Here is a 22,236-nt window from a genome sequence, read left to right on the forward strand (position 1 = left end):
TGCTCAAACTTGATCAATGTCTATTTTTTCGTTATATTCTAGCCATGCGGAAAGGAGAGAAGCGCCATGACAGGCTGGTGCAATGTGGAGCCCGGGACGTTCCTTGCCGAGCTGGATAACGGAACGGTCGGTTCCGACCAGATTATCGATGTGAGGGAGCCGTTCGAATACGAATACTATCATCTCGAGCCGTCCGTACTGATCCCGCTCGCCGAACTGCCGGCCCGGCTTGGTGAGCTGCCGGAAGACAAGCCGCTGTATATCATCTGCGCGCACGGCATCCGCAGCGTCGCCGCGTGCCGGTATTTGGCGCAGCAAGGCTTCCGCGACCTGCGCAACGTCAGCGGCGGAATGGCGGCCGTCGCCGCGTTAAGAGGATTCGCGTACGATTGACGAAAGCCGCCGCTACAGGTCGGAAATTCACCTCAAGGCAAAAATAAAGTATGATAGAAAGAGGACGGTTTAGCTGCCGTTATCGGACGCCGGTACGGAACGGACGGCGGCATTGGCGGGCGCGGGCTTTAGCCGCTCTTCCGTTTTATCCGCGCCGACCTTGACGCCGTACAGAAATGCGCCGACCAAAGCGATCAGCATCAGCAAGAAACCAAGGGCGTAGACCAATTCGGAGCGTTTCTGTCGTTTGTTCATACCGTTCTCCTTTATTTATGAGGATTTATCATGTTGGAATACTTCGAACAGGCGGGAAGCTATGAAAAAATTCGACATCCGCAACATTCGGATTCGCAAAGTGTCTGTCGACGATCTTGACGACCGTCTGCTGCTCATCAACTTATATGCCACACAGGCCATTACTCTTATTATCGGCTTAATATGGATCTTTTTTCAGGGCCGGAATCCTCTGAACCTGTTGCAATTTTTTGATGATGCGATCGTGTTGTTGTGGGGCGCCGGCTTTGCGGCCGCCGTGATCGCGGCGGATTTGCTCATATCGTGGTGGGTGCCTGACGAGGCGTCGGACGATGGCGGGGTCAACGAGCGGTTGTTCCGGAATCGGCCGCTCTGGCACATTATCCTGATGTCGTTCATCGTGGCTGTCTGCGAGGAAATGCTGTTCAGGGGCGCGATCCAGCATTCGTTCGGACCTTACTGGACGAGTATCATCTTTGCGGCCATTCATGTCCGCTATTTGCGCCACTGGATCCCGACGGGACTCGTATTCTCGATCAGCTACGGTCTCGGCTGGATTTATATCCGGACCGGAACGCTCTGGGCGCCTATTATGGCGCATTTTCTGATCGATGCCGTAATGGGACTCATCATTCGCTACCGGAGGGAATCATGAGCAGGGTAGAAAAGTTCGGAACCCGCAAAAGGCGCGGGACGGAACGAATGCCTTCGGATGGCGCATGGCACGAAGGGGGACTTCCGCCGCGCCGGACGAAGCATCCTTCCAACAAGCAGCAAATGGCGAAATGGTTTTATAATACATTGTTCGTGTTGTTCTTGATTCTAGTAGCCGGATTGATCTGGTGGGGAGGCAGCTTGGCGGACTCCGAGCCGCTGCCGGCCCGTACGGAAGGGCGGTAACAGGGGATGATGACCGCATTGGGACTGTTGGCGGCGCTCGGCGCGCTCGGAGCCGGAGCGTGGATGCATGCGGAAGCGAGGCGCGTAACGGTGGAACGGGAAGAACTGGCGCTGGAACGGCTGCCCCGGTCGTTCGACGGTCTTCGCCTGTTCTTTATCTCCGACATCCATCGCCGTGTCGTGCCGAGTCGGCTGGTCGAAGCGTGCCGGCAAGCGGGCGGGGCCGATCTGGTGCTCGTCGGCGGAGACCTTAGGGAAAAACGGGTGCCGCTGTCGCGAACCCGTGACAATATCCGGACGCTGTTTCGCATCGCGCCGGTATATGCCGTGTACGGCAATCATGATTACGACGACGATGCGCGGGAGCTGGAAGTGATGCTGCGGGAAGAAGGGGTGCGGATGCTTGTCAACGAGCATGTCGTGCTGGAGCAGCCCGACGGCAGCGCCGTCCGGCTGGCCGGGGTCGACGATCCCCGGACCCGGAGGGACCGGCTGCACGAGGCGCTCGCTCCGTCGGCGGCAGGAACGGCGGATAACCGCGCAGAGCCGTTCACGCTGCTCGTCGCTCACGATCCTTCCATTGCGACGCGCCTTGACGGCGGGCGAGTCGATCTCATTTTATCCGGCCATACGCATGGCGGACAAATCGTGCTGCCGCTGCTCGGGCCGCTGCTCCGTTCGGCCAGCGTCGTGCAATTCCGCCGCGGATGGTTCAGCCTCCCGGCTTGCCGGGCGGATGGCATACGTCCGCTGCTGTTTGTCAGCTGCGGCTTCGGCACCTCCAAAATGCCGCTGCGGCTGCTCGCTCCGGCGCAAACTCATCTGTTCGTGCTGCGTTCGGCCGCATCCGTCGCTCCGGTATCAATCCCGGACGGATCGATGAAGCCGTAGCCTGCCTCTTCCAGCCTCGTGAGCAGCGTATCGAGCGCCTCAACCGTCCAGGGAAGCTCATGCATCAAAATGTTCGCACCCGGATACAGCTGGTCCATGACGTTTCGCACGACGCGTTCGGGCTTGTTCCGGTTTCGCTTCTCCCAATCGAGCGAACCGATCGACCACGTCATATAGAGCAATCCGCGCCGTTTCGCCAGCCGCTTGATCCGTTCTCCTCCGGCGCCGAACGGCGGCCGGAAAAATCTCGGCGCTTTGCCGGTCAATTCCCCGATGAGCCGCTGCACTTCGGCGATCTGCCTGTCCGCCTCCGCCTCGCTTGCTTTGCTTAGATCGAGATGGTCCCAGGCATGATTGCCGATCGTTTGCCCGCGCGCATGAAGGAGTCCGATCAATTCCGGATGCCGCTTGGCGCGGTAACCGTTGACGAAAAATATCGCTTTGGCGCCGTGCTTGTCCAGAATGCGCAGCAGCTCGCGAATCATGCTCTCGTCTTTCGGCCCGTCATCGAAGGTCAGCAGGACGGCTTTGCCGTCCGCGGAATTGCCGATCGGCTTCAGCCGGTACGAACTCGTCAGCCGGTATTGCGGTCCCGGGCGCTTGCTGTCGATCGCCGAAGCGGGCTGTCCGCTTGCGGCCATCGCGCACGGATGACGGAAGTTTACGGTAACCGCCGCGAACGCCACGGCTGCCGTCAACAGGGCGATGGCGCTCTTCCGTATCAAGGAATATCCCTCTCTTTCCTTGCAAACTTTTCCTGTATGCCGTTCCTAGTGTTCGCATCGTCTGGCGCAACTATGAGTTCCGGTTTGTCCCAGCGGGCCGTTTCCTGTTTTTGTTGCTTGCCGGCGGAATGACCGGTGAGCCGGACGGTCACAATAACAGGGAAATGCTATACGAGGAGGGATTCGCATGAAATGGAGAACTTTCGCGCTCGGCGCATTGGCGGGCGCTTTCGCAGCCGGGTACATGTCCCGCAGGCAGCCGGGATTACTCAGGCGGGCGCTGCGCGCGGCAAGCGTAGCCGGAGCGGTTATCGGAGAAGGGGCCTTGCTTTCCCGGAAGTTGTCGGAGAAGAAAGGGAACGCATCGACCGCAAGAGGTTCCGCCGCCGTATCCGCAGACAGTGGCGCAGGCGCTTGGCGGCAAATCAGCTCGCTGCTCGAACGGGACCGGGACGCGATGGCGGAAGCGGAGAAGATCGTGGCGGATGCGGCGGTACACGGGGAAACGCGGCAAGAAGCGCCTCCGCACTGAATTTATTTTCATTTCGGAAATCAGTTGAAGACAGGTTCGCCGTTCATCCGCCGGGAGCGTCCCGGCTTACGGAACGGCGCTTCTTTTTTTGTCCTATGATTTTGCCCGCAGGTCGTGCATTTGCGGGACATACATGGTAACATAGGATTATAGCACGAATTGATCACACATTATTTACTCTATCATACGCTGTTATAACTGATGCGGCAGAGGAGGGGATCCTGTCATGAAAATCGAACGGCTAAGTCAAGACCAAATCCGGATATTCCTGACGTTCGACGACCTGCTGGAACGAGGGATCCAGAAGGAAGATTTGTGGCGAGAAATTCCGAAGGTCCACGATTTGTTCAGCGAGATGATGGACCAGGCATACAGTGAACTCGGATTCGAAGCCAGCGGTCCGCTGGCGGTCGAAGTTTACGCCCTTCCCGCTCAAGGCATGGTCGTGATCGTTACCCGCGGCAAAATGAACGGGGCGCGCTCTGCCGACGACGAAGATACGGAAGATGACGTATATGAAATGGAAGTGACGCTCGAGCAGAGCGACGTCGCCACTTACGCGTTCCGGGATTTCGAGGACGTCATCTCGGTTTGCCGCGAGCTGAAGCGGGCAAAACTGACCGAAGACGGACGGCTGTATGCGTACAAGGGAGCGTGGGTGCTGTCGATCGAGCCTTCGCTCACCGAATCCGACCGGTTCCCGGCAGTTATCGCGCTGCTTGCGGAGTACGGGGAAGCGACATCGATTACGTCCGCTATGCTGGAAGAATATGGAAAAGTCATCATTCCTTCCGGCGCGGTCGAACATATTTGCGAATATTTCGCTTCTTAATTGCGTGCCGATTCGTGAGCATCTGCAGGCGCCTCCCGCCTGCACGATGCTTTTATTTTGAGTGCCGCTATGCCTATTCGCGCATATGATGATTCTTATTCGATCATATTACCATTTAACAAGGCGGTGGTCTTCGCAATGAACGGACAACCTGATGCGAACAATGTTCTTCGCTCGACCCAGATCGTCATCGAACAGGCGCTGCGCAAGCTCGGCTACGGGGATGAGATGATCGCGCTGCTGCAGGAGCCGATCCGGATGCTGACAGTCCGGATTCCCGTCCGCATGGACGACGGCACGACGAAAGTGTTTACCGGCTACCGGGCGCAGCATAACGATGCGGTCGGCCCGACCAAAGGCGGCGTCCGCTTCCATCCGGATGTCAACGAGGACGAAGTCAAGGCTCTCTCGATCTGGATGAGCCTGAAATGCGGCATCGCCGATCTGCCATATGGCGGAGGCAAAGGCGGGGTCATATGCGATCCGCGCAAAATGTCGTTCCGCGAGCTCGAACGGCTGAGCCGCGGCTACGTGCGCGCCATCAGCCAGATCGTCGGCCCGACGAAGGACATTCCGGCTCCCGACGTGATGACCAATTCCCAGATTATGGCCTGGATGCTGGACGAGTACAGCCGAATCCGGGAATTCGATTCGCCCGGGTTTATTACGGGGAAGCCGATCGTGCTTGGCGGCTCCCACGGAAGGGAAACGGCTACCGCGCGGGGCGTCGCCGTCATGATCGAAGAAGCTTTGCGTACGAAGGGCATTCCGCTGCAGGAGGCTCGCGTCGTGATCCAGGGATTCGGCAATGCGGGCAGCTACCTTGCCAAATTTATGAACGACGCCGGGGCGAAGGTGATCGGCATTTCCGACGTGAACGGCGCATTGTATAATAAAGAAGGTCTGGATATCGACTATTTGCTGGACCGCCGCGATTCATTCGGCTCCGTAACGAATCTGTTCGAAAATACGATAACGAATGAAGAGTTGCTGGAGCTGGAATGCGACGTTCTCGTACCGGCTGCGATCGAAAACCAGATTACGAGCGTCAACGCCCCGAAGCTGAAAGCGAAAATCGTCGTCGAGGCGGCCAACGGCCCGACGACGCTTGAGGCGACCCGCATTTTGACCGACCGGGGCATTCTGCTCGTACCGGACGTGCTCGCGAGCGCGGGCGGCGTTATCGTCTCTTATTTTGAATGGGTTCAGAACAACCAGGGGTATTACTGGTCGGAAGAAGAAGTCGATACCAAGCTGAAGAAGATGCTGCTTCGCGGCTTTCAGCAAGTATACGAAGTTCATGAGACGCGGGGCGTCGATATGCGTCTTGCTGCCTATATGGTAGGCGTACGGAAGATGGCCGAGGCCGTCCGTTTCCGCGGCTGGGTCTAGCGTAAGGCGATCAAGGAGGGGAGATAGACCATAATGCTATTGTTTTCTGTACTGGCAGCGGCCATCGCGCCGGGTCTTTCTCTGCTCACTTACCTTTATTTGAAAGACCGGTACGATGCCGAGCCGATTCATATGGTCGCGCGCATGTTTCTGGTCGGCATGCTGCTGGTGCTGCCGATTATGGTCATACAGCGGGGCTTGCTGCTGTGGCTCGGGGACAACCCGCTCTTCTTCTCCTTCGCCGTTTCGGCCGGAGTCGAGGAATTGTTCAAGTGGTTCGTCCTGTATCACATTATTTACAATCATACCGAATTTGACGAACCGTACGACGGCATCGTCTATGCCGCCTCCATATCGCTCGGGTTCGCCACGCTCGAAAATGTGCTGTTCGTCATTTTCCAGCCGGTCACGTTCGGTTCGATCGTCATGCGCGCCCTGCTCCCCGTTTCCGGACATGCGCTGTTCGGCATCGCCATGGGCTATTATTTGGGGAAAGCCAAATTCGCGCCCGTTTCGCGAAGCCGTATTTATTTGCTCATGTCGCTCGCCGTCCCGCTGTCGTGGCATGGCCTTTACGACTATATTATGATGGTCGTCAAGACGTACTGGATCGTGCTCATCGCTCCGCTGATGGCCGTGCTCTGGATGGTCGGATTGGCCAAAATGAAAAAGGCCAACGCCAATTCCCCTTTCCGGCTCCTCATCCGGGAAGAAGAGATTAAACAGTAAACGTTCCGTCCATACTTTTCATAAAGATGCAAAGAATCGAGCATTCGAACTGGAAAGGAAGGATCGCGTTAATGGATGGCGCAAGAGTGAAGGTTAGAATACGCTGCAACGTATGCGGCGAAAAATTTACGCTGAGAGGCCGGCGCGAAAAGGGGCGGATCGATACCGGCTTCAAGCAGTGTCTGTGCAACAATACGAGCGATTTCGAAATCGAAGAGGAGCGGTGACGACGGCGCCGCGCCGCATGACAAAAGCATATCGTTTTATGCATAAAGCTCCCTTGCGCAAACCAAACTAACACCAGGTATTGCACAAGAAAGGAGCTTTTGCAATGTATAAGCGACTAAGCGCCGTGCTGTTTCCGGTTATGACCCTGCTGTTCATCGGATCGATATATTGGGGATACCAGGAGCACCAGGAGAAAAACTCGATTCTCATTCGAGCGGAAAATCAGTACCAGCGGGCATTCCACGATTTGAGCTACCATGTCGAAGCGCTCCACAAGCAGCTTGGCAATACGTTGGCCGTCAGCGCCAATTCGCAAGGCTTCCACCGGAAAGGTCTGATCAATGTGTGGCGGCTGACGAGCGAAGCGCAGAACGAGGTCAATCAGCTGCCGCTCAATTTGCTTCCGTTTAACAAAACGGAAGAGTTCCTTTCCCGGATCGCCAATTTTTCATATAAAACGGCTGTGCGCGATTTGACGAAGCAACCGTTGACGGACGATGAATTCAAGACGCTGAAAGCTTTGTACGATTCGTCCAAGGAGATCTCGAAGGATTTGCGAGCCATGCAGCAAAAAGTCATCTCCAACAGCTTGCGCTGGATGGATGTCGAGTCCGCGCTGGCGCAGGAACGCGCCGCCACGGACAATACGCTGATCGACGGCTTCCGCAGCGTGGACAAGAAGGTCGGCGATTATCCGGAGATCAATTGGGGACCTTCCGTCAGCATGATGTACCAGCGCCGAACGGTCAACATGTTGAGCGGCGGCAATGCGACTCCCGAAGAGATCCGGCAGAAAGCGGCCAAATTTCTCGGCGTTCCGGCAGATGTCGTGCGCGTCGTCGAAAATGCCAAAGGAACCGAATACGAGTCGTACACCGCCATGGCCGGCGAATCCGCCGCGGGCAACCTGGTGCAGTTGGAATACACCCGCAGGGGAGGCCAGCTGATCAGCTACTTCAATCCTCGCGAAATCGGCAAAAAGCAGATCGATTTGAAGGAAGCGAGAGCCAATGCCGACGAGTTTCTCGAAAAGCATGACTATCCCGACATGGTTGCCGTCAATTACGACGACTACGGAGATTCGGGGACGTTCACCTATGTCGCAACCCAGAACGGGGTGCTCCTCTATCCCGAGAAGCTGACCGTCAAGGTGGCGCTCGACAACGGCGAGCCGGTATCGCTGCAGGCGGCGGATTTCGTGTACGAGCATCACAAGCGAAAGCTGCCCAAGCCGAAAATGAGCGAAGCCGAAGCGCGCAAGGCGCTCAACCCCGGTTTCAAGGTCGTAATCAACCGGAAATCGCTCATTACGAACGAAATGGGCGACGAAGTGCTCTGCTACGAGTACGAAGGCCGCATCAACGGAGGCTACTACCGCGTGTTCATCAATGCCGATTCCGGCATCGAGGAAGCGGTCGAACAATTGCCCGAAGGCGGCAGGACAGCGGCGTCCGCGCGATAAACGATATGGCTCCCCCATATTCCGACATGCTATAATGAATGGCATGTGGAAGGGGGAGCCATTTTGTTGCCGAAAGTTAATCAGATCGTATACTTCCGGATCATTTCTCCCGACGGGGAAGTAGAGCTTGAGGAATATAAAACCCGCGTCGCCGACGAGAGCGCGGATGCGCTGTTTATTGAATTGCCGCTGCGAGGGGGAAGCAAACGATTCAGACCGCTTCGTCCGGGCGACGAATTGTCCGTCTCCTACGTGACGAAAGAAGGCGTGAAATATGATTTCGCTACGACTGTGCTCGGATTTCGGGACGATGCGGTCAGGCTTGTCCGGATTCGCAAGCCGTCTCCCGACGCGATAACGCGAATCCAGCGCAGGAACTATTTGCGCGTGCCGGCCGAATTGGAGCTTGCGGTCAGGCGCGGAAACGAGCGCTTCCTCGCGATGACGAGAGATGTGAGCGGCGGCGGAATTTCTTTCGTTTGCGAATCGGGCCGTTCCGTCGCGGAAGGGGATGCGCTGGATTGCTGGCTGCTCGTTCCTTTCCGCAGCGGCGCGATTGAGCATGTCCGCTTTCGCGCGGAAGTCGCTCGCGTCGAAGAAGGAGATGCGCGCAAACGGGTCATGTTGAAGTATGCGGAAATAACCGACAGCGAAAGGCAGATCGTCATCCGGTTCTGCTTGGAGCGGCAAGTCGAGCTGCACCGAAAGGAGAAGGGGCTGTCCGGCTGATCGGCCGTTTCGGCAAAATCGGAAAATAAAGGAATAAATCGGAGGCGGTGAGGGGAAACTACCCCAAAATGATTGCAGAAGGTGGTTTCCGATGAAAATCAAGTTGCCGTCAAACCGCAAACCGAAACGCGGCCGGCGGCCGGGCGAGCTGTCGGACGAGGTGAGCCGCTGGCTGCGCAATATCGTCATCGTGCTGCTGCTGCTCATGGTTCTGTCCCAGCTTGCGCTGCAATCGGCCGGCTTCAGATTTTGGGCGACAGGCGTCGACCGGATGGAAGGGATATCCTCCCGTTAACCATCCTTCTTTCTTTGCATCTCTGTCCTATCTGTGGTATAATTTTCACGTTCGCAGGCAGTGCCTGCTTTTTTCTTGAAAGGTTTGCGCCGCGCTATTCGCGGCTTCCAAGTCGGAGGGGGTTAAGCGGTTCATGATGCAACAAGACGGCGGCCGCGAACGGATCAATATTGCTATCGACGGTCCGGCAGGGGCCGGCAAAAGCACCGTTGCGCGCAAGGTCGCCGAACAGCTCGGCTATGTTTACATCGATACCGGCGCCATGTACCGCGCCGTCACGCTGAGCGCTTTGAGATCGGGGATCGATCCGCTCGACGGCCCGGAAATCGCCTCCCACGCCGCCTCGCTCGACATCCGGCTGCTGCCCGGGGAACAGGGCCAGAAGGTGCTATTGAACGGCGAAGACGTGACCGAGGAGATTCGCTCGCGCGAAGTTACGCAAAATGTCTCGCAGGTGGCGGCAAACGGAGCGGTGCGCCGATTGCTGGCGGAGAAGCAGCGGAGGCTGGCGGATCGCAAAGGCGTCGTCATGGACGGACGGGATATCGGTTCGCATGTGCTCCCCGATGCGGAGCTGAAAGTGTTTCTGACCGCAAGCGCTTCGGAACGCGCGCTGCGTCGGTACCGTGAAATCGGCGACGCTCAAGGGGTGTCGCTCGAGCAGCTGGAACGGGAGATCGAGGAACGGGACCGGATGGACCGGGAACGGGACGTATCGCCGCTCGTCTGCGCCTCCGATGCCGTCGTGATGGACAGTACCGCCATGACGATCGAAGAAGTATGCTCGGCTATCGTCAGCCTGAGCCGAACCAAATTGGCGGAGGCGAAATAAGCTATGTTGTATCGGGTAAGCCGCTTGCTGCTTCGCGCGCTGTACGGCGCGCTGTTCAGGCTTGAAGCGCGCGGTCTCGAAAATATTCCGGCGCACGGTCCGGTCATTCTGGCTTCCAACCATATCAGCAACTTCGATCCGCCGACGATCGGCATTTGGGTGCCGCGCAAAGTCAGCTTTATGGCGAAGGCGGAATTGTTCGAGATTCCTTTTGTCGGAGGGCTGCTGAAGAAGCTCGGGGCATTCCCCGTCAAGCGCGGAGGGGTCAGCAAGGAAGCGATCCGTTCGGCCATCTCGCTGCTCCAGAATGGCGGCACGCTGGGCATCTTTCCGGAAGGAACGCGCAACAACGAGTCGGGCTCCGCGAAGAAAGGCACGGCCATGATCGCTTTGCGCAGCGGGGCGCAAGTCGTTCCCGTCGCGATCGCCGGCCGCTACAAGCTGTTCCGGAAAATGTATGTCATTTACGGAAAGCCGATCGATTTGACGCCGTTTTTACATGACGATTCCCCCGACGTGCTCGAACGCGTAACGGAAGCGATCATGTCGCAAATTCGGCAATTGCGCAACAGCGTCTAGCCATCATATTATGGATTTGACTGCCGTTTTAAATGCTGCCGCCGTGTTAATACCACGCTGCTGCAGGTTTAAATAAAGTTGGGTGTATGAACTGAGGAGGTTATTTCAATGTCAGAAGAAATCAAAACCCAGGACTCCGCGGCCGAAATGAGCCAGGAAGCGATGGACAATTTCGTTTCTTTGAAGAAAGGCGACACCGTGAAAGGAACGGTCGTCAAAGTTGAAGACAACCAAGTGACAGTGAGCCTTGGATATAAATATGACGGCATCGTTCCGCTGCGGGAACTGTCCGCTGTACATCAGGATTCCGCCGTCGGTGTCGTCGAAGTCGGCCAGGAGCTGGAGCTGAAAGTCGTCAGCATCGACGACGACAAGGAGCGCCTCGTCCTGTCGAAGCGCCAGATCGACAGCGAGAAGGCATGGGATAAGCTGCAAACCCTTTATGAAAAGGGCGAAGCGCTGGAAGTTACCGTCGCGGACGTTGTCAAAGGCGGTCTTGTCGTTGACGTAGGCGTGCGCGGATTTATCCCGGCTTCGATGGTCGAGCGCCATTTTGTAGAAGACTTCAGCGACTACAAAGGCCGCAGTTTCCTGGTGAAAATCAAGGAAATCGACCGGGAGAACAACAAGGTGATTCTTTCCCGCAAAGAAGTGCTCGACGAAGAGTTCGAGGCAAACAAGCAGCGGATTATGGAATCGCTGGAAGTCGGTCAAGAAATCGAAGGTACAGTTCAACGCCTGACTCCGTTCGGAGCGTTCGTCGATATCGGCGGCATCGACGGACTCGTGCACGTATCGGAAATTTCCTGGCAGCATGTCGCGCATCCGAAGGATGTCGTTTCGGAAGGACAAACGGTTAAAGTGAAAGTGCTGAAAGTCGATCCTGCGGCAGGCAAGATCAGCCTGAGCATGAAAGCCGCTCAGCCGGGACCGTGGGAAACGGCAGCCGACAAATTTAAAACCGGCGACATCGTAACGGGTACGGTACGCCGCATCGTAAGCTTCGGCGCATTTGTCGAAATTGCGCCCGGCGTCGAAGGTCTCGTTCACATATCCCAAATCTCGCATCGCCATATTGCGACACCGTTTGAAGTGTTGAAGGAAGGACAGGAAGTTACCGCCAAAATTCTTGACTTCAACCCGTCCGACAAGCGCGTCAGCCTGAGCATCAAAGAAACGGAAGAAGCGCCGGAGCAGCCCGCGCGGCAAGAAAAATCGCGCGCACCGAAAGAAGATTTGAGCAATCCGAACGTAAGCCTCAGCAATCAAAGCATGAGCTTCACGCTCGGCGAGAAATTCGGGGACAAATTGAGCAAGCTGAAATAATCGGCCTGCCCCCAACGGATACGAAAAACAGACGATCCTTTGCCGGATCGTCTGTTTTTTTGCGGATAGCCGCGTTCCTGCCGGATATAATAGGGGCATCAGGGGTGATGCAGAATGAATGCCGGTTTTCTTTCCCTTTGGCTCCTATCCATATTTGCCATTCTGATGACGACAGGCTGGAAAGAGATTGTGGCGGAAGGACGGCTCCGGGTTATCGTGGGATGGGCGGTCCTCTGTCTGCTTGCGCAACCGGTCGCCTTCTCCGTCTTCGGCGTGCCGGTCAGCGCCAGCGCATGCTGTCTTCTGGCGGCCGCGATCGCCGGCATGCGGCGGGCCGATGACCGGCTGCAGACCGGCTTGCTGCTGACGGAATCGGGACTGATCGCGCTCATCTGGTACGGCATTCGGGCATGCTATGCGTCCGATCCGGTATTTGTCTTTCTCGATCCGCGCTGGGATGCTCCCATTGCCGCCGGCGTGCTCGCCGCCGCCTTTACGTTTCGCCCGGCGAGCCAGTTTGGGCTCGTTGCGTTCAGCGCACTGACGGCGGAATCGTTGCCTTTCATTCTGCATGAACGGGCCGCCGGCGCCGCGCCCGGCTCGTGGGCTTGGTGGGACGCGTTCTGGATAAGCTTCGCCTCGGCAAGAGGCTGCAGCGTCTTATACATGCTGATCCGCTCCGCCGCCGCTAATCCGCTTGCGCATGTTTTTCGCAGAAAAAAACAGAGTTAATCCCCCGATGACGGAGCCCTGGTTCGACAAAATGAAATGTTAGCCAAGAACGTTCTTTTTTGCTATGATGGATAGCGTGAGTATTTTTGAAGGAGTGAAACTATGGCAAGACCCGTTATTGCCATCGTCGGACGTCCGAACGTAGGCAAATCCACGATTTTTAACCGGATTATCGGCGACCGGCTTGCAATTGTGGAAGACAAGCCCGGCGTGACAAGAGACCGGATTTACGGCTCCGGGGAGTGGAGCGGCAAAACGTTCAGCATCATCGACACCGGCGGAATCGAGATCGACGGGGAAGACGAGATCATGAAGTCGGTCCGCATGCAGGCCGAGCTGGCCATAGAAGAAGCGGATGTCATTATCTTCATGGTCGATGCCAAGTCGGGACTAACGAATGCCGACGACGAAGTGGCGCAAATGCTGTACCGTTCCCGGAAGCCGGTCGTTGTCGCAGTTAACAAAGTAGATAATATCGGTCGAATGGACGATATTTATGAATTTTACAGCCTCGGGTTCGGCCAGCCGATAGCCATTTCCGGCTCTCACGGAACCGGCATCGGCGATTTGCTCGATGCCGTGATTGAGAAATTGCCGGAAATGAAAGAGGACGAATACGACGAGGATGTCATACGGGTTGCGCTGATCGGGCGGCCGAACGTCGGCAAGTCGTCGCTCGTCAATGCTTTGCTCGGCGAGGAACGGGTCATCGTCAGCGATGTGGCGGGTACGACTCGCGATGCGATCGACACGCCGTTCGAGCGCGACGGCCAGCGCTACGTGCTGATCGATACGGCCGGCATGCGCAAGCGCGGCAAAGTTTACGAGACGACGGAGAAATACAGCGTCATGCGCGCGATGAAAGCGATTGAGCGGGCCGACGTCGTCCTCATTCTGATTAACGGCGAGGAAGGCATCATCGAGCAGGACAAACATATCGCCGGTTATGCGCATGAAGCGGGCAAGGCTTCCGTCTTTGTCGTCAACAAATGGGACGTCGTCGAGAAGGACGACAAGACGATGCAAAACTTCGTGCAGAGCATCCGCGACAACTTCCAGTTCATGACTTACGCGCCGATCGTCTTTCTGTCGGCCAAAACGAAAAGTCGGCTGCACAAGCTGCTGCCGGTCGTCAACCATGTATCCGAGCAGCATGCGATGCGCATCCAGACGCATCTGCTGAACGACGTCGTAGCCGACGCGGTGGCGATGAATCAGCCGCCGTACGACAAAGGCAAGCGATTGCGCATCAACTATGTCACCCAGGTGGCCGTTCGCCCCCCGACGATCGTCATTTTTGTCAATGATCCCGAATTGATGCATTTTTCTTATGAACGCTATCTGGAAAACAAAATTCGGGCTGCGTTTGATTTTGAAGGAACACCGATCAGGCTGTTCACCCGGCGCAAGTCGGACGAGGATTAGGAGAGGGAGCATTTGTTGTATACGATCATAGCGATAGTTATCAGTTATTTGCTCGGTTCCGTCTCATTCAGCATCGTGATCGCCAAGGCGGTGAAAGGGATCGACATCCGCCAGCACGGGAGCGGCAACGCCGGCGCGACGAATACGTTGCGCGTGCTCGGCAAAGGGCCGTCGATCGCCGTTCTCGCTCTGGATATCGGCAAAGGAATACTGGCCGTCTGGCTGGGCCGCTGGCTCGGCGACGGTAACGACTGGGCTCCGGTGCTCGCCGGACTTGCCGCGATCGTCGGCCATAACTGGCCTGTCTGGTTCCGGTTCAAGGGCGGGAAAGGGATCGCGACCACGATCGGGGTGATGGCCTCCATTGCCTTTTTGCCCGCGCTGATTGCCGGCATCATTGCCATTCTGTCCATCGTCTTTACCCGTTACGTTTCGCTCGGCTCGCTGCTGTTCGTCTGCCTGACGCCCGTTTTCGTCGTCATTCTCGATCGCCCGGCTCCGCTTTTATGGGCGAGCCTGATCATTTGCGCCTTCGCGATCGTTCGTCACCGCAGCAACATCGTCAAGCTGGTCAAAGGAACCGAAAACAAGCTCGGAGCAAAGAAAGGGATGTAAAGGATGACCGATTCGACTGCCATCTTGCCGCGCAAGGCGGCGGTACTCGTAGCCGGCAGCTGGGGCACTGCGCTCGCCGCCGTTCTGGCGGACAACGGCTGGGAGACGGCGTTGTGGACGCGCAATGCCGAGCATGCCGGCGCCATGAACCGGGAGCGGCGCAACAATCGCTATTTGAGCGGGATCGAACTGCCTGATGGACTGCGGGCGACATCGGATATGGCGGAGGCGCTGCGCGGCGCCTCCCTTGCGCTGTTCGCAGCGCCTTCTGCCGCGATGCGCGAGGTGGCGCGGGCCGCGGCTCCCCATCTCGACGAGAAGGCGCTTGTCGTCCATGCGACGAAAGGGTTCGAAGCCGATTCGTTGAAGCGGATGTCGGAGGTGCTGGCCGAGGAGCTCGGGAGGCCGCGGAGCGGCATCGTCGTGCTCTCCGGACCGAGTCATGCCGAAGAGGTGGCGCTTCGCCAGCCGACTACCGTAGTCGTCGCTTCCGAGGATGCGCGCGCGGCCGAGCAGGCGCAGGACGCCTTTATGAACGGATACTTTCGCGTCTATACGAATCCGGACGTCGTCGGCACGGAAGTGTCGGGCACGATCAAAAATATTATCGCGCTCGGCGCCGGACTTTCCGACGGACTCGGCTTCGGCGACAATGCCAAAGCGGCGCTCATTACCCGCGGCTTGGCGGAAATTTCGCGGCTCGGCACAGCCATGGGAGCCAATCCGCTTACGTTTGCCGGTCTCGCCGGCGTCGGCGACCTCGTCGTAACTTGTACGAGCAAGCACAGCCGAAACTGGCGGGCCGGCGCCATGCTTGCCGAAGGCATCGGTCTCGAAGAGGTATTGAAACGGATGGGAATGGTCGTGGAAGGCGTAAGAACGACGAAGGCGGCCCATGTCCTGTCCGGACAATACGGGGTGGAAATGCCGATTACGGAGCAGCTGTACCGCGTGCTGTTCCAGGGCAAAGATCCGAGATCGGCGGTCGAAGCGCTCATGGGACGCGACCGCACATGGGAGCTCGAACGCCTATAAGTACAGGCGCCTACACCAATCCCGTCCTCTCCTCATAGAATGCTAACAGTGGAAGGCGGCTTCTCGGCCGGCCTGATGCTGAAGCGGCTTTCCGGTTCGGAAAGCGGGGAGGAGGAACCGATTTGAACAAAAATCTCTCGAAAGAGATCCTGAACACGGTCAAGAAAAAGACCGGTAAAGTAATATCGGAGAACGCCGTCAAGAAGCTTGCCAGCGGCGTAACGAGCGAAACGATGAAGGACGAGGCCGAGCTGCGCAAGCTGATCAAGCAAGTATCGGCAATGGCCAATGTGCCGGTGTCGGAAAATACGGTCAAGGAAATCATCAAAGCGGTCAAAGCGAGCGGCATGAACATGAACAATATCGAATCGCTCATGAAAACGATGCTTTCCAAATAACGGGGAAAGGACGACAGCGGAAACCCGCGGCGGCGCGAAAACCGCCGGGGCAGCCGCTTTTGTCCTTCTTTTTCGTTCATGCTATAATTATAGGATGCAATTTCATTACATAGTGGGCAGGGGTCGATTCAACTGTGGATTCCATGACAAAAATGTGGATTTCGTTTTTGGGGATCGGTTTAATGGCTTTATCCGCTTTGGTCATTACGTTCGCCCGGAGCAAAACGAAAGGCGTCGTTCGCATCGTGCTGTCGCTGGTGGCGTTTGTTATGCTCGTGCTCGGATTTATATACGGGGTCTTTACGATTATTACCTAGGCAAAACCGCAGAAAGGATGCAGACTTCTTGCTGGAACTGAAAGGAAGAACAAAAACGGCTGTCGTCGAGGCGGAACAGGGACAATCGATTTTGAAGCTGGCGGTAAAGCACGGCGTCGACTGGGGATTTTCGTGTACCCGCGGCACTTGCGCCAGATGCCGCTGTCTCGTCGTGGAAGGCGCGGAGTGGCTTACGCCGATTACCGATGCGGAGTGGGATCGGCTGGAGCCGGAAGAATTCGAACAGGGCTACCGCCTCGGATGCCAGGCAATCGTCAAGGCGGGCGCAGGACGCATTGTCGCGCACAACAAGCCGTATTTTTGAACGCAAAGGACGTGTCGACATGGACGAGAGGCGGCGTATCGAACAGGCGCTGGAAATGGTCTGCGAAACGGCCGGCACAGGTGGACCGGCATGGCTTGTCGGCGGCAGCGCCGGGCTGATGCTGCGCGGCATCCGTCTGCCGTCGCCGCCGCGGGATCTGGATTTGTATGCGGATGACCGGGATGCGGAGGAGCTCCACATCGCGATGCGCGATCTGGCGACCGACGTGCCGGCGGTCAGCGAAACCGGATTGTACCGTTCGCTGCTCAGCCATTACGAGGCGGCTGGCGTCCCAATTGAGCTGGTGGGCGGCTTCGAGGTTCGTGCCGGCGCAAACCGGTACCGAACGGAAGTCCGGTCGTTTCTGTACCGCCATGCCGAACCGGTCGCCGTCGGCAAACGGTTCGTGAAGGTGGTGCCGCTCGCCCATGAGTTGTGGTTCAACATGCTGCGGGGCAGAGAGGACCGCGTGCGTCTCATCGCGGCGGAAATACGCCGGAAGCCGGCGCTGCACGTGCCGATTTTGGACGAACTTGAGGCGCGCAACGATCTGGCCGAGGAAGCGATCCGGCAGGTCCGAAGCCGGCTGGAGCATGCGGGAGTGGGGGATGGGCGGTGAAGTGCGAAGTGACGTTTCAGCCTTCCGGCAAAAAAATCGTCGTGCGGCCGGGCACTTCCGTCCTGGAAGCGTCCCGCAAAGCCGGCGTTGCGATCCGCACGCGCTGCGGCGGCAAGGCCGCCTGTCTGATGTGCAAAGTATACGCGAAGGCCGGGGACGGGCTATCCCCTGTGCAGGATAACGAGCGCAGAAAGCTGGCCGGTCTGGCCGACGAAGGGATGCGTCTTGCCTGCCAGGCCCGGGTTGTCGGCCAGGCCGAAATCGGACTGCCGGAGGACCCGCTGCGCGCCGCCGTACGCCGCCAGCTCGCCCGGCAGGCTGAAGACGATTTATGGTAACGCGGCAAGTTACAGGAGGAGATCGAGCTTATGTCAAGAACGCGACTTCGCATCGGCGGTCGCGCCGTCCGTTCGGCCGCTGCCGCTTTGGCGGTGCTGCTGCTTCTGACGGGCTGCCTGTATCCGGGCGACGAACAGGCGACCCGTCCGGCCGGCATCAAGGAGGCGGTGCGCAATGTGCAATCGGCGATCGACCAGTATATGGAAGACACCCGGATGCTCCCGATCAAAAACGCGACGCGGGACACGCCGTTGTACGAAAAGTTCGTAATCGATTTCGCCAAGCTGAAACGAACGGGTTATATGAGCGCGCTGCCGGCCGTATCGTACGAGGAAGGCGGCCACTACTATTTCCTCGTCATCGATGAAGAAACGGACCCGCTCGTCAAGCTGATGGATTTGCGGATCGCCCAGCAAATCAACGACATCCAGTCGTGGGTCGACGGATATATGGTCGCCCATAACGGCGAAGTGCCGAAAGGAGACCGCGCATATCCCGATTTTTACTACATCGATTACGAGCGAATGAACAAAAAATCACCGACGATCGTCAGTCCTTACTCGAATGCGCCGATACAGGCGATCGTTCACGACAACGGAACCGTGTTTGCCGACTACGGCATCGATATCATGCAGACGCTGCAGCGGGAAAGCAACGGTTCGGCCGAGGCGCTGCCGGACGACTTGCGGCGGCTGCTCGTCGACCGATACGATTTCGTGCCGGTCAAAGGGCCGGCGTACCGGCTCGCAGGCGGGGAGCCGCAAGCCGTATTGCCGTAAGCGGCGCAGCATCATACCGGCATCCAACCCTATCGCTTTCGAATTATCGGAGCGGTAGGGTTCTTTTTTGGCCAAAACTAGCATATATCTCAATTCTGGAAGGAACGGCTGCGGAACCTCGTTCGATCGCTCGATTCTTTTACAAGATTTCATGCAAGGAAGCGTCATAATCGCCCGGCTGAAACATAAGATATTACTAGTCCAAAAAGTATGTACGAGTTGCGTCGCTGGCTGCCCTCTTGCCTGCGTGGATGGCGGCGGACCGGAAAACCTATCGGGAGGGGATTATCAGTGGAGAAAGTGGACATTTTCAAGGACATCGCCGAACGGACCGGCGGGGACATCTATCTCGGCGTCGTCGGCGCGGTCCGTACGGGCAAATCAACATTTATCAAACGATTCATGGAGACGGTCGTTCTGCCGAATATTACGAGCGACGCCGACCGGGTCCGTGCGATCGACGAACTTCCGCAAAGCGCCGCAGGCAAGACGATCATGACGACCGAACCGAAATTCGTTCCGAACCAGGCCGTGCAGTTGAAAGTGGCGGAAGGATTGGAAGTGAATGTCCGGATTGTAGACTGTGTCGGCTATGCGGTCGAAGGCGCCAAAGGATACGAGGACGAGAACGGACCGCGGATGATTACGACGCCCTGGTTCGAGGAGCCGATCCCGTTCCAGGAAGCGGCCGAAATCGGCACGCGCAAAGTCATTCAAGAGCACTCGACGCTGGGCGTCGTCGTAACGACAGACGGAACGATCGCCGAAATTCCCCGCAGCTCCTATGTGGAGGCGGAAGAACGAGTCGTGCAGGAATTGAAAGAGGTCGGCAAACCGTTCGTCCTGATCGTCAACTCGACCCGTCCGCGAAGCGAGGAAACGATACATTTGCGTAATGAGCTGCAAGCCAAATACGACATCCCGGTTATGGCGATGAGTGTCGCCACGATGAGCGAGGACGATGTCATGTCGGTGCTGCGCGAAGTGCTGTACGAGTTCCCCGTTCACGAAGTCAACGTCAATCTGCCGAGCTGGGTCATGGTGCTGAACGAGAATCACTGGCTGCGCAGCAATTACGAAAACTCGGTTCGCGATACGGTGAAAGATATTCGCCGCTTGCGCGATGTGGACCGGGTCGTCACCCAGTTTATGGAGTACGATTTCATTGCCCGCGCCGGATTGAGCGGCATGAACATGGGGCAAGGCGTGGCCGAAATCGATCTGTACGCGCCCGACGAGCTGTACGATCAAATTTTGATGGAAGTCGTCGGCGTCGAAATTCGCGGCAAAGACCATCTGCTGCAGCTGATGCAGGAGTTTGCGCACGCCAAACGGGAATACGACAGGTTCTCCGAAGCGCTTGAAATGGTCAAGACGACCGGTTACGGCATCGCCGCTCCGACGCTGGCCGAGATGGCGCTCGACGAACCGGAGCTGATCCGCCAAGGCTCACGCTTCGGCGTCCGTCTGAAAGCGACGGCGCCGTCCATTCATATGATCCGGGTCGATGTGGAATCCGAATTCGCGCCGATTATCGGCACCGAGAAGCAGAGCGAAGAGCTGGTCCGGTACCTGATGCAGGATTTCGAAAACGATCCGATCAAAATTTGGGATTCGGACATTTTCGGACGGTCGCTCCATTCCATCGTCCGCGAAGGCATCCAGGGCAAAATCGCGATGATGCCGGACAACGCCCGCTACAAGCTGCAGGAAACGCTCGGACGGATTATTAACGAAGGCTCCGGCGGTCTGATCGCCATCATCCTGTAAAACCGGCCCGAAGTTTCTGCGCCCGAAAACGGAAAGGCTCGCCGCTCCCCTGTCAAGCCACGGTCAGGGGGGCGGATTTTTGTGTTGAAACGGCCGTGGGACGTTTCGTCCGTTAAAAACGGGGCTTTCTACTTGAAATTAACAAACGGCTGTATTACTATAGGTTTGTTCAGTAATAAAGGTATATTTTTAAAACAAACGGTTAAACAGTAGGATAGGATGCGACATCGCTGCTTGAAGGGGAGGTGAAGAGTAATGAACAAAACGGATCTGATCACGAAAGTTGCGGAATTGACCGACCTGTCGAAGAAGGACGCGACGAAAGCGGTTGAAGCGGTATTCGACGCGATCGCTGACGCGCTGCAGTCCGGAGACAAGGTGCAACTCGTAGGTTTTGGGAATTTCGAGGTTCGCGAACGCCAAGCGCGTAAAGGCCGGAACCCGCAAACCGGAGAGGAAATTGACATTCCCGCAAGCAAAATTCCCGCTTTCAAACCGGGCAAGTCGCTGAAGGAGCTTTGCTCCAAATAACGCTCACCATACTTACTTACGTCCGAATGGCAACATTCGGACGTTCTTCATCAGTCGGCCGCGAACGGCGGTTTTTGTGAAAAAACTTATTGACAAGCGAGCGACGATTCGCTAGAATAATTTTTGTCGCTGTCGGGGTATAGCGCAGCCTGGTAGCGCGCACCCTTGGGGTGGGTGAGGTCGCAGGTTCAAATCCTGTTACTCCGACCAGTACATAAGGATGTAAAGCTGCTTTCCTGCAACCGACGCGGGAAGGCAGTTTTTGCTAATAGGCGAAGGAGGATTCGGATGGACGATGTGCAGAGCGAGTATGTCGTTGTCAAGGCGAATGACAACGGCGTCCAGGTCATCGGCTTGACGCGCGGGCAGAGCACCAAATTCCACCATACCGAAAAGCTCGATAAAGGGGAAGTGTTAATCGCGCAATTTACCGATCATACTTCGGCGATCAAAATTAGAGGCAAAGCGACGATCTATACGAAGTTCGGCACCGTAGAGGCGGATTCATAACGAGCGCGAAGCAAAGCAGGCATCCGTGCCTGCTTTTGTTTTGCGCGCATCAGGACTTCGCCGGACAATCCCGTCATAAGATAAAGAGAGCTTGTTTAGAACGGGAGGTGCTCCGATGTTGAAGATCGGCAAAGGGTTGGTGGCGGCCTGCGCGGCAACGCTGGCGGCGGCTGTCTTGATTTCGTGGCTGCCGCAGTTGGGACGCGAGTCGCCGTCGCGGCGCGAGGTAGCGGTATTTCGCCCCGATACGGCGAAGCGGCTGACCGGCGGCAATATTGTCGACGCGCTGATCGGTCTGCGATTGTCGGACAAGATCGGCCGGGTCGGCTGGCGCAACGCCGTTCTGGCCGTCGACATCATGGTGCCGGCAGGCGAAGGAGATCCCGGCGTCTGGTTTCGCGATGTGAAAAAGCTGCTGCGCATGTCGTTCGCGCAGATGGAGAACGTGAACCGGCTGCTCGTCCGATATATGGAGGAAGCTCCGCCGGGGGCTCCTCCGCATTCGTCCGGCGCCATGCTGTTCGCCATCGATGCGAGACGAACCGACGACTGGGTGGCGGGCCGCATGGATGAGCTCGATGCCGCCGATCCGGTAACGGATGACATGTGGCGCAAACGTCTGCGGCTGACGTTCGCCAAGGGGTGGGAAGAACGCTTCGGCCCCATTCAGCCCGCAGCGATCCCGCCGTCGTCATGATTCGCTTGCCGGCAGCGACAGAACGTATGCGCCGGCGCTCAAGT

31 protein-coding genes and 1 tRNA gene are annotated in these 22,236 nt (G+C 57.3%); 30 read left to right on the forward strand and 2 right to left on the reverse strand.

Translation table 11 applies throughout. The annotated features are described in order from the left end of the window. The first annotated feature begins 66 nt into the window (after positions 1 to 66). Complete coding sequence (locus ABEV74_RS02475) at positions 67 to 393, forward strand: rhodanese-like domain-containing protein (RefSeq protein WP_062492725.1); 327 nt, start codon at positions 67 to 69, stop codon at positions 391 to 393. 69 nt (positions 394 to 462) lie between these two features. On the opposite strand, the gene ABEV74_RS02480 is transcribed toward ABEV74_RS02475, so the two are convergent. Continuing rightward, positions 463 to 648, reverse strand: a complete 186-nt coding sequence (locus tag ABEV74_RS02480; RefSeq protein ID WP_213526943.1) for a hypothetical protein — start codon at positions 646 to 648, stop codon at positions 463 to 465. Between the two features lie 61 nt (positions 649 to 709). Here ABEV74_RS02480 and ABEV74_RS02485 point away from each other — a divergent pair, with 61 nt between their 5' ends. The 3 genes from ABEV74_RS02485 to ABEV74_RS02495 are packed head-to-tail and all read left to right on the forward strand — an operon-like array spanning position 710 to position 2,439. After that, positions 710 to 1,303 carry a CPBP family intramembrane glutamic endopeptidase gene (locus ABEV74_RS02485; RefSeq protein ID WP_430143208.1) on the forward strand — a complete coding sequence of 198 codons (594 nt, stop codon included), beginning with the start codon at positions 710 to 712 and terminating at the stop codon, positions 1,301 to 1,303. Continuing rightward, complete coding sequence (locus ABEV74_RS02490; protein WP_062492728.1) at positions 1,300 to 1,548, forward strand: hypothetical protein; 249 nt, start codon at positions 1,300 to 1,302, stop codon at positions 1,546 to 1,548. Before ABEV74_RS02485 ends, ABEV74_RS02490 begins: the two co-directional genes overlap by 4 nt. Before the next feature lie 6 nt (positions 1,549 to 1,554). After that, positions 1,555 to 2,439 carry a metallophosphoesterase gene (locus ABEV74_RS02495; RefSeq protein WP_430143210.1) on the forward strand — a complete coding sequence of 295 codons (885 nt, stop codon included), beginning with the start codon at positions 1,555 to 1,557 and terminating at the stop codon, positions 2,437 to 2,439. Here ABEV74_RS02495 and ABEV74_RS02500 read toward each other — a convergent pair. Next, on the reverse strand, positions 2,367 to 3,164 hold the full coding sequence (locus tag ABEV74_RS02500; RefSeq protein WP_430143212.1) for a polysaccharide deacetylase family protein: 798 nt from the start codon (positions 3,162 to 3,164) through the stop codon (positions 2,367 to 2,369). The genes ABEV74_RS02495 and ABEV74_RS02500 overlap by 73 nt on opposite strands. 187 nt (positions 3,165 to 3,351) lie before the next feature. Here ABEV74_RS02500 and ABEV74_RS02505 point away from each other — a divergent pair, with 187 nt between their 5' ends. The 26 genes from ABEV74_RS02505 (at position 3,352) to ABEV74_RS02630 (ending at position 22,192) form a co-directional block, all read left to right on the forward strand. Then, complete coding sequence (locus ABEV74_RS02505) at positions 3,352 to 3,696, forward strand: hypothetical protein (RefSeq protein ID WP_430143214.1); 345 nt, start codon at positions 3,352 to 3,354, stop codon at positions 3,694 to 3,696. Between the two features lie 226 nt (positions 3,697 to 3,922). Further along, positions 3,923 to 4,528: a genetic competence negative regulator gene (locus tag ABEV74_RS02510; RefSeq protein ID WP_062492731.1), complete on the forward strand. Its 606-nt coding sequence runs from the start codon at positions 3,923 to 3,925 to the stop codon at positions 4,526 to 4,528. A gap of 138 nt (positions 4,529 to 4,666) precedes the next feature. Next, positions 4,667 to 5,920 (forward strand): Glu/Leu/Phe/Val family dehydrogenase, encoded by a 1,254-nt coding sequence (locus ABEV74_RS02515; protein ID WP_430143216.1) that lies wholly within the window; start codon positions 4,667 to 4,669, stop codon positions 5,918 to 5,920. Positions 5,921 to 5,953: 33 nt separating this feature from the next. Beyond that, positions 5,954 to 6,649, forward strand: a complete 696-nt coding sequence (gene prsW, locus ABEV74_RS02520) for a glutamic-type intramembrane protease PrsW (protein ID WP_213526951.1) — start codon at positions 5,954 to 5,956, stop codon at positions 6,647 to 6,649. 86 nt (positions 6,650 to 6,735) lie between these two features. Next, positions 6,736 to 6,876: a hypothetical protein gene (locus tag ABEV74_RS02525; RefSeq protein WP_162492429.1), complete on the forward strand. Its 141-nt coding sequence runs from the start codon at positions 6,736 to 6,738 to the stop codon at positions 6,874 to 6,876. 104 nt (positions 6,877 to 6,980) lie between these two features. Continuing rightward, the gene (gene ypeB / locus ABEV74_RS02530; RefSeq protein WP_430143218.1) at positions 6,981 to 8,339 is read left to right on the forward strand and encodes a germination protein YpeB; all 1,359 of its coding nucleotides are present in this window, start codon (positions 6,981 to 6,983) and stop codon (positions 8,337 to 8,339) included. A 63-nt stretch (positions 8,340 to 8,402) separates the two neighbouring features. Next, positions 8,403 to 9,068, forward strand: coding sequence for a flagellar brake protein (locus ABEV74_RS02535; RefSeq protein WP_430143220.1), 666 nt, complete (start codon positions 8,403 to 8,405; stop codon positions 9,066 to 9,068). A 91-nt stretch (positions 9,069 to 9,159) separates the two neighbouring features. Continuing rightward, positions 9,160 to 9,363, forward strand: a complete 204-nt coding sequence (locus tag ABEV74_RS02540; protein WP_213526957.1) for a hypothetical protein — start codon at positions 9,160 to 9,162, stop codon at positions 9,361 to 9,363. A 133-nt stretch (positions 9,364 to 9,496) separates the two neighbouring features. Continuing rightward, positions 9,497 to 10,195, forward strand: a complete 699-nt coding sequence (gene cmk, locus ABEV74_RS02545; protein WP_430143222.1) for a (d)CMP kinase — start codon at positions 9,497 to 9,499, stop codon at positions 10,193 to 10,195. A gap of 3 nt (positions 10,196 to 10,198) precedes the next feature. Then, positions 10,199 to 10,774 carry a lysophospholipid acyltransferase family protein gene (locus ABEV74_RS02550; RefSeq protein ID WP_213526962.1) on the forward strand — a complete coding sequence of 192 codons (576 nt, stop codon included), beginning with the start codon at positions 10,199 to 10,201 and terminating at the stop codon, positions 10,772 to 10,774. A gap of 108 nt (positions 10,775 to 10,882) precedes the next feature. Then, positions 10,883 to 12,100, forward strand: a complete 1,218-nt coding sequence (gene rpsA, locus ABEV74_RS02555) for a 30S ribosomal protein S1 (protein ID WP_430143224.1) — start codon at positions 10,883 to 10,885, stop codon at positions 12,098 to 12,100. A 114-nt stretch (positions 12,101 to 12,214) separates the two neighbouring features. Next, entirely contained in the window at positions 12,215 to 12,832 is a 618-nt protein-coding gene (locus ABEV74_RS02560; RefSeq protein ID WP_430143226.1) for a YphA family membrane protein, read from the forward strand. A gap of 102 nt (positions 12,833 to 12,934) precedes the next feature. Next, positions 12,935 to 14,257 (forward strand): ribosome biogenesis GTPase Der, encoded by a 1,323-nt coding sequence (der, locus tag ABEV74_RS02565; RefSeq protein ID WP_062492741.1) that lies wholly within the window; start codon positions 12,935 to 12,937, stop codon positions 14,255 to 14,257. A 12-nt stretch (positions 14,258 to 14,269) separates the two neighbouring features. After that, a complete protein-coding gene (gene plsY / locus ABEV74_RS02570) occupies positions 14,270 to 14,872 on the forward strand; it encodes a glycerol-3-phosphate 1-O-acyltransferase PlsY (RefSeq protein WP_430143228.1) in 603 nt (200 codons plus the stop codon). Positions 14,873 to 14,875: 3 nt separating this feature from the next. Beyond that, positions 14,876 to 15,907, forward strand: a complete 1,032-nt coding sequence (locus ABEV74_RS02575; RefSeq protein ID WP_430143230.1) for an NAD(P)H-dependent glycerol-3-phosphate dehydrogenase — start codon at positions 14,876 to 14,878, stop codon at positions 15,905 to 15,907. Between the two features lie 122 nt (positions 15,908 to 16,029). Next, positions 16,030 to 16,305, forward strand: a complete 276-nt coding sequence (locus ABEV74_RS02580) for a stage VI sporulation protein F (protein ID WP_062492744.1) — start codon at positions 16,030 to 16,032, stop codon at positions 16,303 to 16,305. Positions 16,306 to 16,439: 134 nt separating this feature from the next. Then, positions 16,440 to 16,622, forward strand: a complete 183-nt coding sequence (locus ABEV74_RS02585) for a DUF2768 family protein (RefSeq protein ID WP_062492745.1) — start codon at positions 16,440 to 16,442, stop codon at positions 16,620 to 16,622. Positions 16,623 to 16,650: 28 nt separating this feature from the next. Further along, positions 16,651 to 16,947: a 2Fe-2S iron-sulfur cluster-binding protein gene (locus ABEV74_RS02590; RefSeq protein ID WP_062492746.1), complete on the forward strand. Its 297-nt coding sequence runs from the start codon at positions 16,651 to 16,653 to the stop codon at positions 16,945 to 16,947. A 19-nt stretch (positions 16,948 to 16,966) separates the two neighbouring features. Then, positions 16,967 to 17,566, forward strand: coding sequence for a nucleotidyltransferase family protein (locus ABEV74_RS02595; RefSeq protein ID WP_062492747.1), 600 nt, complete (start codon positions 16,967 to 16,969; stop codon positions 17,564 to 17,566). Continuing rightward, complete coding sequence (locus tag ABEV74_RS02600; RefSeq protein ID WP_062492748.1) at positions 17,563 to 17,904, forward strand: 2Fe-2S iron-sulfur cluster-binding protein; 342 nt, start codon at positions 17,563 to 17,565, stop codon at positions 17,902 to 17,904. Before ABEV74_RS02595 ends, ABEV74_RS02600 begins: the two co-directional genes overlap by 4 nt. A gap of 30 nt (positions 17,905 to 17,934) precedes the next feature. Beyond that, complete coding sequence (locus ABEV74_RS02605; protein WP_430143232.1) at positions 17,935 to 18,684, forward strand: hypothetical protein; 750 nt, start codon at positions 17,935 to 17,937, stop codon at positions 18,682 to 18,684. 291 nt (positions 18,685 to 18,975) lie between these two features. After that, entirely contained in the window at positions 18,976 to 20,454 is a 1,479-nt protein-coding gene (gene spoIVA, locus ABEV74_RS02610) for a stage IV sporulation protein A (protein ID WP_062492750.1), read from the forward strand. A gap of 255 nt (positions 20,455 to 20,709) precedes the next feature. Then, complete coding sequence (locus tag ABEV74_RS02615; protein WP_062492751.1) at positions 20,710 to 20,985, forward strand: HU family DNA-binding protein; 276 nt, start codon at positions 20,710 to 20,712, stop codon at positions 20,983 to 20,985. A 133-nt stretch (positions 20,986 to 21,118) separates the two neighbouring features. Next, positions 21,119 to 21,195 (forward strand) — tRNA-Pro (locus ABEV74_RS02620). Positions 21,196 to 21,273: 78 nt separating this feature from the next. Continuing rightward, positions 21,274 to 21,495, forward strand: a complete 222-nt coding sequence (gene mtrB / locus ABEV74_RS02625; protein ID WP_062492752.1) for a trp RNA-binding attenuation protein MtrB — start codon at positions 21,274 to 21,276, stop codon at positions 21,493 to 21,495. Between the two features lie 115 nt (positions 21,496 to 21,610). Beyond that, on the forward strand, positions 21,611 to 22,192 hold the full coding sequence (locus tag ABEV74_RS02630) for a hypothetical protein (RefSeq protein ID WP_430143235.1): 582 nt from the start codon (positions 21,611 to 21,613) through the stop codon (positions 22,190 to 22,192). The last annotated feature ends 44 nt before the right edge of the window (positions 22,193 to 22,236 follow it).

Source organism: Paenibacillus cisolokensis, assembly GCF_050481165.1.
Lineage (GTDB): Bacteria > Bacillota > Bacilli > Paenibacillales > Paenibacillaceae > Paenibacillus_AH > Paenibacillus_AH cisolokensis.